This window comes from Streptomyces virginiae (assembly GCF_041432505.1).
Taxonomy (GTDB): Bacteria; Actinomycetota; Actinomycetes; order Streptomycetales; family Streptomycetaceae; genus Streptomyces; species Streptomyces virginiae_A.
Genome location: NZ_CP107871.1, coordinates 2,645,150 through 2,662,137, shown reverse-complemented (window position 1 = coordinate 2,662,137; position 16,988 = coordinate 2,645,150). Strand labels below are relative to the sequence as shown.

The following is a 16,988-nucleotide window of genomic DNA, read 5'->3' as shown; positions in this document are numbered from 1 at the left end:
TGGTACGTACGCCTGCCGCGCCGTTATCTGAGAGGGCGCTTTGACTAGCGAGTCCCGACATGTCCCGGTGATGCTCCAGCGGTGCCTGGACCTGTTGGCCCCGGCGCTGGAGAGGCCCGGGGCCGTCGTCGTCGACTGCACCCTCGGCCTCGGCGGCCACAGCGAGGCCCTGCTGACCCGGTTCCCCGAGGCCCACCTGATCGGCCTCGACCGCGACAAGGAGGCCCTGCGGCTGTCCGGCGAGCGGCTCGCGCCCTTCGGTGACCGGGCCACCCTCGTCCACGCGATCTACGCCGACCTCGCCGAGGTCCTGGACGGGCTGGGCATCCCGGCGGTCCAAGGCATCCTCTTCGACCTCGGCGTCTCCTCCATGCAGCTGGACGAGGCCGACCGCGGGTTCGCGTACGCGCAGGACGCGCCGCTGGACATGCGCATGGACCAGACGACCGGCATCAGCGCCGCCGAGGTACTCAACAGCTACGCGCCCGGTGAGCTGGTGCGGATCCTGCGCCAGTACGGCGAGGAGAAGCAGGCCAAGCGGATCGTGTCCGCGATCGTCCGGGAGCGGGAGAAGGAGCCCTTCACCAACAGCGCCCGGCTGGTCGAACTGATCCGAGACTCCCTTCCGCAGGCCGCCAAGCGGACCGGCGGCAACCCGGCGAAGCGGACCTTCCAGGCGCTGCGGATCGAGGTCAACGGAGAGCTCTCCGGGCTGGAGCGGGCCATCCCGGCGGCGGTGGACAAGATCGCCGTCGGCGGCCGGATCGCGGTGCTCTCGTACCACTCGCTGGAGGACCGCCTGGTCAAGCAGGTCTTCGCGGCCGGCGCGACCTCCACGGCCCCGCCCGGACTGCCGGTGGTGCCGGAGAAGTACCAGCCGAAGCTGAAACTGCTCACGCGCGGCGCCGAGCTGCCCACCGAGGAGGAGATCGCCGAGAACCGGCGAGCCGCCCCGGCCAGATTCCGCGGCGTCGAACGCATCCGGGAGGCGCGACTGTGACCAAGGCCGGGAAGGTCGCCACGCTGACCCGCGGGCAGGCGGCCCGCCTCGGCCGGGCGCTCGGCGGCCGCCCGGCCCGCCCGCGTCCCGGCGGGCAGGCGGCGCGGATGCCGTTCGTCCTGCTGGTCGTGGCCCTGCTCGCCGGTGGCCTGATCAGCCTGCTGCTGCTGAACTCGGCCCTGAACGAGGGCTCCTTCCAGCTCAGCAAGCTGAGGAAGGAGACCACCGCCCTCACCGACGAGGAGCAGGCGCTGCAGCGCGACGTGGACGCCTACTCCGCGCCCGACGCGCTCCAGCGTCGGGCGCACGAACTGGGCCTGGTCCCCGGCGGCAGCCCGGTCTTCATCGGCCAGGACGGCAAGATCGCCGGCAGCCCGGCCGTCGCCGAGGCCCCGCCGACCCCGACCCCGACCGCCCCGGCCGCACCCCCGGCGTCGGCCCCGACCACACCCCCGGCGTCCGCCCCGGCCGCCTCCGGGGCCGCGGCCCAGCCGGCCCCGTCCGCCGCGCCCTCCGCGGCCGGTGGTTCCCCGCAGCCCAGCCAGACCCCCGGAAGGTGACGCCGTGATCCACCCTTCCCAGCCGACCTCGCCGGCGTTCGAGGCGCGGGGTCCGGGGCGGAGCCCCAGGATCCCCGCCCCGGCGGTCGCCGCGTGAGCCCGCAGGAGCCGCCCCGGCGGCGGGTGCCCGGACCGGCCAGGCCGTCCCGGCCGGGCGACCGGGCCCGGGCCACCGCCCGCCCGGCCGCCCGCCCTGCCTCGCGCCCGGCGACCCGGCGACCCACGGGCCCCCGCACCCCGCACACGATCCGGCTCGGCAGCCCACGACCCCGGCTGCGCCTGGTCGGCGTCGGCCTGACCCTCGTCATGCTGGCCTTCGTGGTCCGCCTGCTCCAGGTACAGGCCGTCGACGCCTCGGCGTTCTCCGCCGAGGCCTCCAAGAACCGCTACACCAACGTCAAGCTGGCCGCCGAACGCGGTGAGATCACCGACCGTCGGGGCGTGGCCCTGGCCACCAGCGTCGACGCGTACGACATCACCGCCGACCCGAAGATGTTCACCCCGCAGGACAGCAAGGCCCCCGACGCCCCGCAGCAGGCCGCCGCGCTCCTCGCGCCCATCCTCGGCAAGGACGTCAAGGAACTCACCCAGCGGCTGAGCACCAAGAACTCCCGGTACGTCGTCCTCGCCCAGCGCCAGACCCCCCAGGTCTGGAACCAGATCAAGGACCTCAAGCGGGTCTTCGCGGACAAGGCGGCGGCCGACAAGCGGAGCAACGGCCCCGGCGCCAACGTCCTCGCCGGCGTGTTCAAGGAGACCAGCAGCAAGCGCGTGTACCCGAACGGCGACCTCGCCGCCGGGATACTGGGTTACGTCAACGCCGAGGGCAGGGGCGCCGGCGGCCTGGAGTCCTCCCTCGACAAGAAACTGTCCGGCAAGGACGGCGAGATCACCTACGCCCAGTCCGGCGGCCGCCAGGTCCCCACGGCCGACTCCAACGAGAAGCCGGCCGTCCCCGGCGACGACATCGAGCTGACCATCGACCGGGACATCCAGTGGGCGGCGCAGAGCGCCATCGCCGAGCAGGTCCAGAAGTCCGAGGCCGACCGCGGCTACGTCATCGTCCAGGACACCCGCACCGGCGAGGTCCTGGCCATGGCCAACGCGCCCGGCTTCGACCCCAACGACCTGACCCGCGCCCGCTCCGCCGCCATGGGCAACGCCGCCCTCCAGGACGTGTACGAGCCCGGATCCACCGCCAAGGTCATGTCGATGGCCGCCGTGCTGGAGGAGAAGAAGGCCACCCCGGAGACCCGGGTCGAGGTCCCCAACCGGCTGCACCGCGGCGACCGGCTGTTCAAGGACGACATCGACCACCCGACCTGGTACCTGACCCTCAACGGGGTCCTCGCCAAGTCCTCCAACATCGGCACGATCCTGGCCACCGGCCAGCTCGGACCCACCCAGCCCGAGGCCAACGAGGTCCTGCACTCCTACCTGACCAAGTTCGGCATCGGCCGGCCCACCGGCCTGAACTACCCGGGCGAGTCCCGCGGCATCCTCGCCGCCCCCAAGGACTGGTCCACCTCCCAGCAGTACACGATCCCCTTCGGCCAGGGCCTCTCCCTCAACGCCATGCAGGCGGCCTCCGTGTACTCGACCATCGCCAACGGCGGGGTCCGCATCGAACCGACGCTCATCCGCGGCACCAAGGGCCCCGACGGCCGCTTCACCCCGGCCCCGGCCCCCGAACAGAGCCGTGTGGTCAGCGCGGAGACCGCCAAGACCCTCGCCGAGATGCTCGAATCCGTGGTCGACGACCAGGAGGGCACCGGCACCAAGGCGCGGATCCCCGGCTACCGCGTCGGCGGCAAGACCGGCACCTCCAACCGGGTGGATCCGGCCACCGGCCGCTACAAGGGCTACACCGCCTCCTTCGCCGGATTCGCCCCCGCGGACAACCCCCGCATCACCGTCTACTGCGCCATCCAGAACCCCACGAAGGGCAGCTACTTCGGCGGCCAGATCTGCGGCCCCATCTACAAGAAGGTCATGGAGTTCGCACTCAAGACCCTCCAGGTGGCCCCCACGGGAACCGCGCCCGCCGGGCTCCCCGTCACCTACGACGCCGCTCCTCAGCCCGCCGCCCAGCCCGCCCCGCAGCCCAGTCCGCAGCCCGGTCAGTGAACCCACAGCCAGGCCGGCCCGCCAGAAAAGCGTGAGGCACCATCAGTGACAACCATCACCCCGAAACCCGGGAACCCGACGACCGCCGAGGCCGAGGCCGGGGCCTCACTTCGCGAGCGGCCCGCCACGCCCGGTACGCTCACCGCCGTGCCCCACGCTGATCAGCCCAGAACGACCCAGAAAGCCCCGGCAACGCCGCCGGGAGCGCCCCGGCCCGCGTCCGCCAGCCCGAGCCCGCTGGGCGAGCTGGCCACCCTGCTGGGCATCCCGGCGCCCGGCGCGGCGCAGATCACCGGCATCACGCACGACTCCCGTGCGGTGCGCCCCGGTGACCTGTACGCGGCCCTGCAGGGAGCCAGGACGCACGGCGCCGACTTCGCCGCCCAGGCGGCCGGCCTCGGTGCCGCCGCCGTGCTCACCGACCCCGCGGGGGCGGAACGCGCCGCGGCGACCGGCCTGCCGGTCCTGACCGTCGAGGACCCGCGCGGCCGGATGGGAGAGCTGGCCGCCGCGATCTACGGGCGCCCCGGTGAGGACCTGCTCCAGATCGGCATCACCGGCACCTCCGGCAAGACCACCACGGCGTACCTCGTCGAGGGCGGCCTGCGCGCGGCGGGCCGCAGCACCGGACTGGTCGGCACCGTCGAGATGCGCATCGGCGACGAGCGCATCAAGTCCGAGCGGACCACCCCCGAGGCCACCGACCTCCAGGCCCTCTTCGCGGTCATGCGCGAACGCGGGGTCGAGGCCGTGGCCATGGAGGTCTCCAGCCACGCACTGGTCCTCGGCCGGGTCGACGGCTGCGTCTTCGACGTCGCCGTCTTCAACAACCTGAGCCCGGAACACATGGAGTTCCACTCCGACATGGAGGACTACTTCCAGGCCAAGGCCGGGCTCTTCACCGCCCGCCGTGCCCGCCTGGGCGTGGTCAACCTCGACGACGAGTACGGCCGCCGGCTGGCCAAGGAGGCGACGATCCCGGTCGTCACCTTCTCCGCCGCGGGCGACCCGGCCGCCGACTGGCGCGCCGAGGACGTGGTCTTCGGCGCGGCGACCTCCACCCTGACCCTGCTGGGCCCCGAAGGACAGCGCGTACGGGCCACCGCGCCGCTGCCCGGCCCGTTCAACGTCGCCAACACCGTCGCCGCGATCGTCACCCTCGCCGCCGCCGGCCTCGACCCGCAGACCGCCGCCGACGGCGTCGCCGCGGTCCCCGGGGTCCCCGGCCGGCTGGAGCGGGTGGACGCGGGACAGCCGTTCCTCGCCGTCGTCGACTACGCGCACAAGACGGACGCCGTGGAATCGGTGCTGCGCGCACTGCGCGAGGTCACCGAGGGCAAGCTGCACATCGTGCTCGGCTGCGGCGGCGACCGCGACACCACCAAGCGCGGCCCGATGGGGGCCGCGGCCGCCCGGTTCGCCGACGTGGCCGTCCTGACCTCCGACAACCCGCGCTCCGAGGACCCGCTCGCGATCCTCGCCGCGATGTTCGAGGGCGCCGTCTCCGTACCGCCCGCCGAGCGGGGCACCGTCCTGATCGACGCCGACCGGGCCGCGGCCATCGCGGCCGCCGTCGCCCGCGCCCGGCCCGGTGACACCGTGCTGGTGGCCGGCAAGGGACACGAGCAGGGCCAGGACACCGCCGGTGTCGTACGCCCCTTCGACGACCGCACGGTGCTCCGCGCCGCGATCGAGCACCAGGCCGTGCTCGACCGGAGCGCCGCGCCCGACGAAACGACCCAGGTCCGACAGGCCGAGGTGAACCAGTGATCGCCCTTTCCCTCGCCGAGATCGCCGACATCACCGGCGGGCGGCCCCACGACATACCGGATCCGTCCGTCCAGGTCACCGGCCCCGTGGTCTACGACTCCCGTGAAGTCCGGCCGGGCAGCCTGTTCGCCGCCTTCGTCGGCGAGCGGGTCGACGGCCACGACTACGCGGAACGCGCCGTCGCCGCCGGAGCCGTGGGCGTCCTCGCGACCCGGCCCGTCGGCGTACCGGCCATCGTGGTCCCCGACGTCGTGGCCGCCCTCGGCGCACTCGCCCGCGCCGTGGTCACCCGCCTGGGCACCGACGTCGTGGCCCTCACCGGATCCGCCGGCAAGACCTCCACCAAGGACCTGATCGCGCAGGTGCTGCAGCACCACGCGCCGACCGTGTGGACCCCCGGCAACCTCAACAACGAGATCGGCCTGCCGATCACGACGCTGCGCGTCACCGAGGACACCCAGCACCTGGTCCTGGAGATGGGCGCCCGCGGCATCGGCCACATCCGCTACCTCACCGGACTGACGCCCCCGCGGATCGGTCTGGTCCTCAACGTCGGCACCGCCCACATCGGCGAGTTCGGCGGCCGCGAGCAGATCGCGCAGGCCAAGGGGGAGCTGGTCGAGGCCCTGCCGGCCGAGGCGGAGGGCGGCGTCGCCGTCCTCAACGCCGATGACCTGCTGGTTCGTGAGATGGCCGGGCGGACGAAGGCCCGTACGGTCCTCTTCGGCGAGGCCGAGGACGCCGAAATCCGGGCCACCGAAGTCCGCATGACGGACAGGGGACAGGCTTCCTTCACACTGCACACACCGACCGGGTGCAGTGACGTGACCTTGCGGCTGTACGGTGAGCACCACGTGTCGAACGCGCTCGCCGCGGCCGCCGTCGCCCATGTACTGGGCATGTCCGCACAGGAGATCGCCACGGCGCTCTCCGGGGCGGGCACGCTGTCCCGGTGGCGGATGGAGGTCACCGAGCGGGCGGACGGTGTGACGATCGTCAACGACGCCTACAACGCGAACCCCGAGTCCATGCGGGCCGCACTCCGCGCGCTCGCCGCGATGGGCGGTGCCGGCAGGGCGAACGGGGGACGCACGTGGGCGGTGCTCGGCCCGATGGCCGAGCTCGGAGACGACGCTCTCGCCGAGCACGACGCGGTCGGACGACTTGTCGTCCGGCTCAACGTGAGCAAGCTCGTCGCAGTCGGGGGCAGGGAAGCTTCCTGGCTGCAACTGGGCGCATATAACGAGGGTTCGTGGGGTGAGGAGTCGGTGCTCGTGTCCGACGCGCAGGCGGCGGTCGACCTGTTGCGCAGTGAACTGCGCCCAGGTGACGTCGTGCTGGTGAAGGCTTCCAGGTCGGCCGGTCTGGAGCGGGTGGCCCAGGGCCTTCTCGACAGCACTGTCGAGGGCGAGGTCGCCGACCGATGAGGCAGATTCTGTTCGCCGGTGTCATCGGCATGTTCCTCACCGTCATCGGTACCCCGCTGCTGATCAAGCTGCTCGCCCGCAAGGGCTACGGCCAGTTCATCCGCGACGACGGCCCCCGCGGCCACGCCGGGAAGAAGGGCACGCCCACCATGGGCGGTATCTCCTTCATCCTGGCGACGCTCATCGCGTACGCCCTGACGAAGGTCCTCACCGGTGAGGAGCCGAGTTTCTCGGGCCTGCTCGTCCTGTTCCTGATGGCCGGCATGGGCCTCGTCGGGTACCTGGACGACTACATCAAGATCGTCAAGCGGCGTTCGCTGGGCCTGCGGGCCAAGGCGAAGATGTCCGGCCAGCTGATCGTCGGTATCGCCTTCGCGGTGCTGGCCCTGCAGTTCAAGGACTCCCGCGGGCTGACCCCGGCCTCCACCAAGCTGTCGTTCGTCACGGACTTCGGCTGGTCGATAGGTCCGGTGCTGTTCGTGGTCTGGGCGCTGTTCATGATCCTGGCGATGTCCAACGGCGTGAACCTCACCGACGGTCTCGACGGTCTCGCGACCGGCGCCGCGGTGATGGTCTTCGGCGCCTACACCTTCATCGGTGTCTGGCAGTTCCAGGAATCCTGCGCCAGGGCCGGTGACCTCACCAACCCGAACGCCTGCTTCGAGGTGCGCGACCCGCTCGACCTCGCGGTCGTCGCCTCCGCCCTCATGGGCGCCTGCTTCGGCTTCCTGTGGTGGAACACCTCGCCCGCCAAGATCTTCATGGGTGACACCGGCTCGCTCGCCCTCGGCGGCGCGCTCGCGGGCCTCGCCATCTGCTCCCGCACGGAGTTCCTGATGGCGCTCCTCGGCGGCCTGTTCGTGCTCATCACGATGTCGGTCGTCATCCAGGTCGGTTCCTTCAAGATGACCGGCAAGCGCGTCTTCCGGATGGCGCCACTGCAGCACCACTTCGAGCTCAAGGGCTGGTCCGAGGTACTCGTCGTGGTCCGCTTCTGGATCATCCAGGGCATGTGCGTGATCGTTGGTCTCGGTCTCTTCTACGCGGGATGGGCAGCCGACAAGTGACGTCCTGGCAGGACAAGAACATCACCGTCGCCGGTCTGGGCGTGAGCGGCATCAGTGCCGCCCGCGCCTTGGCCGGCCTCGGCGCCTCGGTGACCGTCGTCGACAACGGCGACGGCGACGCGCACCGCGCCCGGGCCGCCGAACTTCAGGCGCAGGGCATCACCGTCCGTCTCGGCCGCCTGGCGGACGGCGGACACGCGGGCGAGGTACTGCCCGAGGGCACCGAACTCGTCGTCACCTCGCCGGGCTGGAAGCCCGACAGCCCGCTGTTCCAGGCCGCCGCGGCGGCCGGGGTGGACGTGGTCGGGGACGTCGAGATCGCCTGGCTGCTCCGCGAGATCGGCCAGGAGCTGCGCGCCGCGCGCTCCGGCGACACGGACGCGGCGAAGCCCCGTAAGGCGCCGGCGGCCTGGCTCGCCGTCACCGGCACCAACGGCAAGACCACCACCACCCAGATGCTGGCGTCGATCCTGAAGGCCGCGGGGCTGCGCACCGCCGCCGTCGGCAACATCGGCACCCCGATCATCGACGTGGTGCTCGGCGAGCAGGAGTACGACGTGCTCGCCGTCGAACTCTCCAGCTACCAGCTGCACTGGGCGCCCTCGCTGCGCGTCCACTCGGCGGCCGTGCTCAACCTGGCCCCGGACCACCTCGACTGGCACGGCTCGATGGAGGCGTACGCCGCCGACAAGGGACGGATCTACGAGGGCAACACGATCGCCTGCGTCTACAACGTCGCCGACCCGGCCACCGAGAACCTGGTCATGGAGGCCGACGTCGAAGAGGGCTGCCGGGCGATCGGCTTCACCCTCGGCGCCCCCGGCCCCTCCATGCTCGGCGTCGTCGACGGCATCCTCGTCGACCGGGCCTTCGTGGAGAACCGGCAGAAGAACGCCCAGGAGCTCGCCGAGGTCTCCGACGTCAACCCGCCGGCCCCGCACAACATCGCCAACGCGCTCGCCGCCGCGGCCCTGGCCCGCGCCTTCGGCGTGGAGCCGCGCGCCGTTCGCGACGGGCTGCGCGACTTCCGCCCGGACGCCCACCGCGTCGCGTACGTGGACGAGGTCGACTCGGTCACCTACATCGACGACTCCAAGGCCACCAACACGCACGCGGCCGAGGCCTCGCTCGCGGCCTTCGAGCCGGTCGTCTGGATCGCCGGCGGCCTGGCCAAGGGCGCGACCTTCGACGAGCTCGTGCAGAACGCCGCGAAGCGGCTGCGCGGCGCCGTGCTGATCGGCGCCGACCGGGCGCTCATCGCCGAGGCGCTGGCGCGACACGCCCCCGAGGTCCCGGTCGTCGACCTCGACCGGACCGACACTGGGGCGATGCTCGCAGCGGTCCGGGAAGCCGCCGCGCTCGCCGAGCCCGGCGACACGGTCCTGCTGGCACCTGCCTGTGCCTCGATGGACATGTTCGCGAACTACAACAAGCGTGGGGACGCATTCGCCGACGCGGTGCGCGAACTGGCCGCCGAGAACGCTGCGGACACGGCCTAGGCCGGGGGCTCCGGGACAGGTTCCCTCCGGCCGGCAGCTCGCCTCGTACGAGTGGAGGGGAAGATCACAGATGCCGGCCAAGCAGATGCTGCCGGGGCGGCGGCCGTCCGCCGTGAAGGCGCAGGGCCGCAAACGCCCTGCGGTGAGTTCGAAGCGGCCCGCCGGGCGCGGGCCGCTCGCCCGGTTCCGGCGTACGCAGCAGCAGTTGCAGAAGGCCTGGGACCGCCCGCTCACCGCCTATTACCTGATTTTCGGTAGTTCCCTGCTCATCACCGTGCTCGGTCTGGTGATGGTGTACTCGGCCTCGATGATCAAGGCCCTCCAGCTCGGCCTCGGCGACGCCTACTTCTTCAAGAAGCAGTTCCTGGCCGCCGTCATCGGCGGCGTCCTCCTGCTGGTCGCCTCCCGCATGCCGGTCAAACTGCACCGCGCGCTCTCGTACCCGGTGCTCGCCGGCACGCTCTTCCTGATGGTCCTGGTCCAGGTCCCGGGGATAGGCGTCTCGATCAACGGCAACCAGAATTGGATCTCCCTTGGCGGTCCGTTCATGTTGCAGCCCAGTGAGTTCGGCAAGCTGGCCCTGATCCTGTGGGGCGCCGACCTGCTCGCGCGCAAGGGCGACAAGGGGCTGTTGAGCCAGTGGAAGCACCTGCTGGTGCCGCTGGTCCCGGTGGCCTTCCTGCTGCTCGGGCTGATCATGCTGGGCGGGGACATGGGCACCGCGATGATCCTCGGGGCCATCCTGTTCGGTCTGCTCTGGCTGGCCGGGGCCCCGACCCGGATGTTCGTCGGGGTGCTCGTCTTCGCGGGTGCGATCGTCGCACTGCTCATCAAGACGAGCCCGCACCGGATGGACCGGCTGGAGTGTCTCGGTGCGACAGAACCGGGCAAGAACGACCTTTGCTGGCAGGCCGTTCACGGGATCTACGCCCTCGCATCGGGCGGATGGTTCGGATCGGGCCTGGGGGCAAGTGTGGAAAAATGGGGGCAACTCCCCGAAGCCCACACCGACTTCATCTTCGCCATCACCGGGGAGGAACTGGGTCTGGCGGGGACGCTGTCGGTTCTCGCCCTGTTCGCGGCTCTAGGCTATGCGGGTATCCGCGTGGCCGGACGCACGGAGGACTCCTTCGTACGGTTTGCCGCGGGAGGCGTGACCACCTGGATCACGGCCCAGGCCGTGATCAACATCGGTGCGGTGCTCGGCCTGCTGCCGATCGCCGGAGTCCCGCTCCCGCTGTTCTCCTACGGAGGGTCGGCCCTGCTGCCGACCATGTTCGCGGTCGGACTGCTCATCGCCTTCGCGCGTGAGGAGCCGGCGGCGCGCGCGGCCCTCGCGATGCGACAGCCGAAGACCGGCTGGTGGCGGACCGGGGTGAGATGGAAGTCGATGAGACGGCGCGTCAAGAAGCGTCCGTCCGGAGAGCGGTGAATTTCGGTGCATGTCGTACTCGCCGGTGGGGGGACCGCCGGCCACATCGAGCCGGCGCTCGCCCTCGCGGACGCCCTGCGCAGGCAGGACCCTTCAGTGGGCATCACCGCCCTCGGCACGGAGCGCGGACTGGAAACCCGCCTGGTGCCGGAACGCGGCTACGAGCTGGGCCTGATCCCCGCCGTACCGCTGCCCCGTAAGCCGACCCCGGAACTGATCACCGTCCCCGGACGCCTGCGCGGCACCATCAAGGCCGCGGAGGAGATCCTGCTGCGCACCAAGGCCGACTGCGTCGTCGGCTTCGGCGGCTACGTGGCCCTGCCCGGCTACCTCGCGGCCAAGCGCCTCGGGGTGCCGATCATCGTCCACGAGGCCAACGCCCGGCCCGGACTGGCCAACAAGATCGGCTCCCGCTACGCGCACGCCGTCGCGGTCTCCACCCCCGACAGCAAGCTGCGCGGAGCCCGCTACGTGGGCATCCCGCTGCGCCGCTCCATCTCCACCCTCGACCGGGCCGCGGTCCGCCCGGAGGCGCGCGCCGCCTTCGGCCTGGACCCCAACCTGCCCACGCTGCTGGTCTCCGGCGGCTCACAGGGCGCCCGCCGCCTCAACGAGACCATCCAGCAGGTCGCGCCGACCCTCCAGCGCTCCGGGATCCAGATCCTGCACGCCGTCGGGCCGAAGAACGAACTGCCGCGTGTCGACAACATGCCCGGGATGCCGCCGTATGTGCCGGTACCGTACGTGGACCGGATGGATCTGGCCTACGCCGCCGCCGACATGATGCTGTGCCGCGCGGGAGCGATGACCGTCGCCGAACTCTCCGCCGTCGGGCTCCCCGCCGTCTACGTCCCGTTGCCGATCGGCAACGGTGAACAGCGGCTCAACGCCCAGCCGGTGGTCAAGGCCGGCGGCGGCCTGCTCGTGGACGACGCGGAACTGACGCCCGACTGGGTGCTCGGCCAGATCCTCCCGGTGCTGTCCGACCCGCACCGCCTGTACGAGATGTCCCGCGCCGCCGGTGAGTTCGGCCGCCGGGACGCCGACGAGCTCCTGGTCGGCATGGTGTACGAGGCGATCGCGGCCCACACGTCCCGCTGAGGCGGGTAGCGCAGACGCAGGAGGCACAGGAGTGGCCGGAGGGACGACCGCGCGGCGCGGAACACCGTTTTCTGATCGGTCCGGCCCGGCTGCCCGCAAGGGCACCGGCGCTCCCAAGCCTCCGAAGGAGCCCAAGGGCTCCAAGCCCCCCGAGCCCCCGAAGTCGGCGCGGAGGCCCGGCCTCAGAGGCCCCGGCGTACGCCTGCGCCGGGGCCCCGTGCTGGCCCTGGCGGCCGCCGCGGTGGTCCTCCTGGCCGCGGGCGGCACCTGGGTGCTCTACGGGTCCTCCTGGCTCCGTGTGGAGAAGGTCGCCGCCACCGGCATGGACGTCCTCACCGCCGAACAGGTCCTCGGCGCGGCGGCCGTCCCGGTCGGCGCGCCCCTGGTGAGCATCGACACGGACGCGATCGAGGGCCGGGTCCGCGGCCGGCTGCCCCGCATCGATTCGGTCGATGTGGTGCGAGCCTGGCCGCACGGGATCGGTCTGAAAGTGACGGAACGCAAACCCGTCCTGCTCATCAAAAAGGACGCCAACTTCGTGGAAGTGGACGCATCGGGTGTGCGATTCGACACGGTTCCGAAAGCACCCGCGGGCGTTCCGGTCCTCGAATTGAACGCCGGTCGATCGCCGAGCGCCCGTCGCTTCGACGAGGAACGGCTGCTGCACGAGGCCGTACTCGTCGCCGGCGCCCTCCCGGAGTCGATCGCCAAGCAAACGGTGCAGGTCAAGGTGGGTTCCTACGATTCGGTCGTGCTGGAGCTCACCGGGGGTCGGTCCGTGGCGTGGGGGAGCGGTGAACAGAGCGACGCGAAGGGACGCACTTTGAACGCTTTGTTGAAAGCCGCTCCCAAGGCCGCGCACTTCGACGTGAGCGTCCCCACCGCCCCTGCTGCGTCCGGGAGTTGACGTCCGGTCCAACAGCGGCGCACCCTGGTTGGCCAGCGATACGGGTGATCACATAGGGTGAAAAGAAAAACGGGAGGTTCGGCGTGTTCGTTGAACACGCGCTACTTGTCGACTTAGTGTCCTGTTCGGAAGAGTCCGAGGAACAGGCACACCCCTAACCCTAAACTTCAGGGTGAGGGTTCGGGTCGGCGCGTTCGGACCGTCCCTATTTCGGCATCAGTCGTCGCAACGCAGGCCCGCGAGGCGGCGACACGTAACTCGAGGCGAGAGGCCTTCGACGTGGCAGCACCGCAGAACTACCTCGCAGTCATCAAGGTCATCGGTGTCGGCGGCGGTGGTGTCAATGCCATCAACCGAATGATCGAGGTCGGTCTCAAGGGCGTCGAGTTCATCGCCATCAACACGGACGCCCAGGCGCTGTTGATGAGCGACGCCGACGTCAAGCTCGACGTCGGCCGTGAACTCACCCGTGGCCTCGGCGCCGGCGCCAACCCGGCCGTCGGTCGCAAGGCGGCAGAGGACCACCGCGAGGAGATCGAGGAGGTCCTCAAGGGGGCCGACATGGTCTTCGTCACCGCCGGTGAGGGTGGCGGCACCGGAACGGGCGGCGCACCTGTCGTCGCCAACATCGCGCGCTCGCTGGGCGCCCTGACGATCGGTGTGGTCACCCGACCGTTCACCTTCGAGGGCCGGCGCCGTGCGAACCAGGCGGAGGACGGCATCGCCGAGCTCCGTGAAGAGGTCGACACCCTCATCGTCATCCCCAACGACCGACTGCTGTCCATCTCGGACCGCCAGGTCAGCGTGCTCGACGCCTTCAAGTCGGCCGACCAGGTCCTGCTCTCGGGCGTCCAGGGCATCACCGACCTCATCACCACCCCGGGTCTGATCAACCTCGACTTCGCCGACGTCAAGTCCGTGATGTCCGAGGCAGGCTCGGCCCTGATGGGTATCGGCTCGGCCCGCGGCGACGACCGCGCGGTGGCCGCCGCCGAGATGGCGATCTCCTCGCCGCTCCTGGAGGCGTCCATCGACGGCGCCCGTGGCGTGCTGCTCTCCATCTCCGGTGGCTCGGACCTCGGTCTCTTCGAGATCAACGAGGCCGCGCAGCTGGTCAGCGAGGCCGCGCACCCCGAGGCGAACATCATCTTCGGCGCCGTCATCGACGACGCGCTCGGCGACGAGGTACGGGTCACCGTCATCGCCGCCGGGTTCGACGGCGGACAGCCCCCGGCCCGCCGGGACAACGTCATCGGCGCCGCGTCCACCAAGCGCGAGGAGCCGGCCCCGGCTCCGGTCCGCGCCGCCGAGCCGGCCCGCCCGGCCTTCGGCGGACTCGGCTCGGTCACCCCGCGCGAGGAGCCCCCGGCTCCGGTCGAGGTGGCCCCGGTCGAGGTCCAGGCCCCCGCGCCGCAGGTCCCCACGGCCCGGCCGTACCAGGACAGCCCGGCCGAGGAACTGGATGTCCCGGACTTCTTGAAGTGACACCGGAGCAGCATCACGTGGGCGGCGCCCACTTCGCCTTCACCGACAGGTGGGGCGGAGTGAGCGCCGTTCCGTACGAGGAGCTCAATCTCGGCGGCGCGGTCGGAGACGACCCGGCCGCCGTTCTCGCGAACCGGGCCCTGGCGGCGAAGTCCCTGGGACTGGCGCCGGACCGGGTGGTCTGGATGAACCAGGTGCACGGCCGGGACGTGGCGGTGGTGGACGGGCCCTGGGGCCCGGACGCGGAGATCCCCGCGGTGGACGCGGTGGTGACCGCCCGTCGGGGACTCGCCCTCGCGGTACTGACCGCCGACTGCACGCCGGTCCTGCTGGCGGACCCCGTCGCCGGGGTCGCGGCGGCCGCCCACGCGGGGCGGCCGGGACTGGTCGCCGGGGTGGTGCCCGCCGCCGTCGAGGCGATGGTCGCCCTCGGGGCCGACCCCGGGCGGATCGTCGCCCGTACGGGACCCGCGGTCTGCGGACACTGTTACGAGGTGCCCGCCGAGATGCGGGACGCGGTGGCGGAAGCGGTGCCGGCCGCCCGGGCCGAGACGAGCTGGGGGACACCGGCGGTCGACGTGGTCGCCGGGGTGCACGCCCAGCTCGCAGAGGCGGGGGTGGTGAACGGCGGCCGTTCCCCGGTCTGCACACTGGAGTCGCGGGACCACTTCTCGTACCGCCGCGACCGGGTGACCGGCCGGCTTGCCGGATATGTCTGGTTGGACTGAGGAATGACAGAGCGTAAGTCGGAGCTCGCCGAGAACCTGGCGCGGGTGGAGGAACGTATCTCGTCCGCGTGCGCGGCGGCGGGGCGCGGGCGGGAAGAGGTGACGCTCATCGTGGTCACCAAGACCTACCCCGCGAGCGACGTACGACTGCTGGCGGACCTGGGCGTCCGTCATGTTGCGGAGAATCGTGACCAGGATGCCGCCCCCAAGGCCGCGGCCTGCGCGGATCTGCCCCTCAGCTGGCACTTCGTCGGCCAGTTGCAGACGAACAAAGTCCGTTCCGTGGCGGGATACGCGCACGTGGTGCAGTCGGTCGACCGACCGAAACTCGTGACCGCCCTCTCGGCGGCCGCGGTGAACGCGGGCCGGGAGCTCGGGTGCCTCGTGCAGATCGCCCTCGACGCGGAGTCGGGGGAGCGCGGGGCCCGCGGCGGCGCGGCGCCGGAGCAGCTCGCGGAGTTGGCGGACCTCGTGGCGAAGGCCCCGGGACTGCGCATCGACGGCCTGATGACGGTCGCTCCGCTGGCCGGCCCCTACGCGGGACGCGAACAGGCCGCTTTCGAGCGGCTGGTGGAATTGTCATCCCGCATGCGCGTGGACCATCCGGCTGCCACGATGGTGTCGGCCGGGATGAGCGCAGACCTGGAACAGGCCGTGGCGGCCGGTGCGACACATGTACGCGTCGGCACTGCGGTACTCGGCGCGAGACCCCGGCTCGGGTAACGTCGCGAAGAAAGTCGGACCACAGCAGAAAATATGGTCATTCCCGCTGATGGGCGGGCAGACCTAGTGGATCGCGGGCAGTTGGTGACATTCGTGACACGGCGGCACCTGCGACAGGGCGATCCACCACAGAGCGGAGGACTCGGAGAATGGCCGGCGCGATGCGCAAGATGGCGGTCTACCTCGGCCTCGTGGAGGACGACCGGTACGACAACCCGGGGTACGACCCCGACGACGAGTTCGAGCCCGAGCCGGAGATGGAACGGGCTCGGGAACGGGATCGCCGACAGCAGCCCGTGCATCAATCGCCCGTACCGGACGAACCGGTGCGAGCCGCACAGCCTCCGGCGCAGCGCGAACCTATCCCAATTCCAGCGGAAAGCGGACGTCCTGCGCGAATCGCCCCCGTGGCATCCATCACACCTGATCGCACCAACCTGGAGAAGAACGCCCCCGTGATCATGCCCAAGGTCGTCTCCGAGCGGGAGCCGTACCGCATCACGACGCTGCACCCCCGGACCTACAACGAGGCCCGTACCATCGGGGAACACTTCCGTGAGGGCACTCCGGTGATCATGAATCTCACGGAGATGGACGACACGGACGCGAAGCGTCTCGTGGACTTCGCCGCCGGACTCGTCTTCGGTCTGCACGGCAGCATTGAACGCGTGACACAGAAGGTGTTCCTGCTGTCGCCTGCTAACGTCGATGTCACGGCGGAGGACAAGGCCCGCATCGCGGAGGGCGGGTTCTTCAACCAAAGCTAGACCGATCCGTCAGACACGGGGCCGGGAACACAGCGGGAGCAGGGGAGAGGGAAGCGCGGGATGGGTGTCGCACTGCAAGTGATCTACTTCGCCTTGGGGTGCTTCCTCGTCGTGCTGATCTTCCGCCTGGTCATGGACTACGTGTTCCAGTTCGCGCGTTCCTGGACACCCGGCAAGGCGATGGTGGTCGTACTGGAGGCCACCTACAGCGTCACCGATCCACCACTCAAGCTTCTTCGGCGGGTCATTCCGCCGTTGCGTCTCGGGGGCGTGGCACTCGACCTGTCCTTCTTCGTTCTGATGATCATCGTTTACATCCTCATCAGTTTCGTGCGCACCGCTGCGAGCGGCTTGTGAACGATGTGCTTCCCCGCGGGCGCGGGGACAGTCCCGAT

15 protein-coding genes are annotated in these 16,988 nt (G+C 70.9%); all 15 read left to right on the top strand.

Translation table 11 applies throughout. The features are described from left to right. Nucleotides 1–70: 70 nt before the first annotated feature. The 15 genes from rsmH to OG624_RS12405 all read left to right on the top strand — a co-directional run bounded on the left by rsmH (nucleotide 71) and on the right by OG624_RS12405 (nucleotide 16,950). Nucleotides 71–1,000, top strand: a complete 930-nt coding sequence (gene rsmH / locus OG624_RS12475; RefSeq protein ID WP_030724419.1) for a 16S rRNA (cytosine(1402)-N(4))-methyltransferase RsmH — start codon at nucleotides 71–73, stop codon at nucleotides 998–1,000. Beyond that, nucleotides 997–1,560 carry a hypothetical protein gene (locus OG624_RS12470; protein ID WP_371587621.1) on the top strand — a complete coding sequence of 188 codons (564 nt, stop codon included), beginning with the start codon at nucleotides 997–999 and terminating at the stop codon, nucleotides 1,558–1,560. Before rsmH ends, OG624_RS12470 begins: the two co-directional genes overlap by 4 nt. 93 nt (nucleotides 1,561–1,653) lie before the next feature. Continuing rightward, nucleotides 1,654–3,687 (top strand): peptidoglycan D,D-transpeptidase FtsI family protein, encoded by a 2,034-nt coding sequence (locus OG624_RS12465; RefSeq protein ID WP_158711870.1) that lies wholly within the window; start codon nucleotides 1,654–1,656, stop codon nucleotides 3,685–3,687. A gap of 45 nt (nucleotides 3,688–3,732) precedes the next feature. Further along, complete coding sequence (locus OG624_RS12460; protein ID WP_033221771.1) at nucleotides 3,733–5,457, top strand: UDP-N-acetylmuramoyl-L-alanyl-D-glutamate--2,6-diaminopimelate ligase; 1,725 nt, start codon at nucleotides 3,733–3,735, stop codon at nucleotides 5,455–5,457. Then, complete coding sequence (locus tag OG624_RS12455) at nucleotides 5,454–6,884, top strand: UDP-N-acetylmuramoyl-tripeptide--D-alanyl-D-alanine ligase (RefSeq protein WP_033221769.1); 1,431 nt, start codon at nucleotides 5,454–5,456, stop codon at nucleotides 6,882–6,884. Before OG624_RS12460 ends, OG624_RS12455 begins: the two co-directional genes overlap by 4 nt. Then, nucleotides 6,881–7,951 carry a phospho-N-acetylmuramoyl-pentapeptide-transferase gene (mraY, locus tag OG624_RS12450; protein WP_030724430.1) on the top strand — a complete coding sequence of 357 codons (1,071 nt, stop codon included), beginning with the start codon at nucleotides 6,881–6,883 and terminating at the stop codon, nucleotides 7,949–7,951. The genes OG624_RS12455 and mraY overlap by 4 nt, the downstream gene beginning before the upstream one ends. After that, entirely contained in the window at nucleotides 7,933–9,450 is a 1,518-nt protein-coding gene (murD, locus tag OG624_RS12445; RefSeq protein WP_078909377.1) for a UDP-N-acetylmuramoyl-L-alanine--D-glutamate ligase, read from the top strand. Before mraY ends, murD begins: the two co-directional genes overlap by 19 nt. 70 nt (nucleotides 9,451–9,520) lie before the next feature. Continuing rightward, entirely contained in the window at nucleotides 9,521–10,882 is a 1,362-nt protein-coding gene (ftsW, locus tag OG624_RS12440; protein WP_033221767.1) for a putative lipid II flippase FtsW, read from the top strand. A 6-nt stretch (nucleotides 10,883–10,888) separates the two neighbouring features. Next, a complete protein-coding gene (gene murG, locus OG624_RS12435) occupies nucleotides 10,889–11,983 on the top strand; it encodes an undecaprenyldiphospho-muramoylpentapeptide beta-N-acetylglucosaminyltransferase (RefSeq protein WP_033221765.1) in 1,095 nt (364 codons plus the stop codon). Nucleotides 11,984–12,014: 31 nt separating this feature from the next. After that, entirely contained in the window at nucleotides 12,015–12,890 is an 876-nt protein-coding gene (locus OG624_RS12430) for a cell division protein FtsQ/DivIB (protein ID WP_371639416.1), read from the top strand. Nucleotides 12,891–13,169: 279 nt separating this feature from the next. After that, entirely contained in the window at nucleotides 13,170–14,375 is a 1,206-nt protein-coding gene (gene ftsZ / locus OG624_RS12425) for a cell division protein FtsZ (RefSeq protein WP_033221761.1), read from the top strand. Between the two features lie 17 nt (nucleotides 14,376–14,392). After that, nucleotides 14,393–15,103 carry a peptidoglycan editing factor PgeF gene (pgeF, locus tag OG624_RS12420; protein WP_033221759.1) on the top strand — a complete coding sequence of 237 codons (711 nt, stop codon included), beginning with the start codon at nucleotides 14,393–14,395 and terminating at the stop codon, nucleotides 15,101–15,103. Between the two features lie 3 nt (nucleotides 15,104–15,106). Beyond that, nucleotides 15,107–15,826 (top strand): YggS family pyridoxal phosphate-dependent enzyme, encoded by a 720-nt coding sequence (locus OG624_RS12415; protein WP_033221757.1) that lies wholly within the window; start codon nucleotides 15,107–15,109, stop codon nucleotides 15,824–15,826. 149 nt (nucleotides 15,827–15,975) lie between these two features. Further along, nucleotides 15,976–16,593, top strand: a complete 618-nt coding sequence (locus tag OG624_RS12410) for a cell division protein SepF (RefSeq protein WP_030724450.1) — start codon at nucleotides 15,976–15,978, stop codon at nucleotides 16,591–16,593. 60 nt (nucleotides 16,594–16,653) lie between these two features. After that, on the top strand, nucleotides 16,654–16,950 hold the full coding sequence (locus tag OG624_RS12405) for a YggT family protein (protein WP_030012625.1): 297 nt from the start codon (nucleotides 16,654–16,656) through the stop codon (nucleotides 16,948–16,950). Nucleotides 16,951–16,988 lie beyond the last annotated feature (38 nt).

Bases quoted from the DNA above. Each gene is read 5' to 3' on its own strand.
- OG624_RS12415 (WP_033221757.1), top strand. From the start codon at position 15,107: ATGACAGAGCGTAAGTCGGAGCTCGCCGAGAACCTGGCGCGGGTGGAG.
- murD (WP_078909377.1), top strand. From the start codon at position 7,933: ATGGGCAGCCGACAAGTGACGTCCTGGCAGGACAAGAACATCACCGTC.
- rsmH (WP_030724419.1), top strand. From the start codon at position 71: ATGCTCCAGCGGTGCCTGGACCTGTTGGCCCCGGCGCTGGAGAGGCCC.
- OG624_RS12405 (WP_030012625.1), top strand. From the start codon at position 16,654: ATGGGTGTCGCACTGCAAGTGATCTACTTCGCCTTGGGGTGCTTCCTC.
- mraY (WP_030724430.1), top strand. From the start codon at position 6,881: ATGAGGCAGATTCTGTTCGCCGGTGTCATCGGCATGTTCCTCACCGTC.
- ftsW (WP_033221767.1), top strand. From the start codon at position 9,521: ATGCCGGCCAAGCAGATGCTGCCGGGGCGGCGGCCGTCCGCCGTGAAG.
- OG624_RS12410 (WP_030724450.1), top strand. From the start codon at position 15,976: ATGGCCGGCGCGATGCGCAAGATGGCGGTCTACCTCGGCCTCGTGGAG.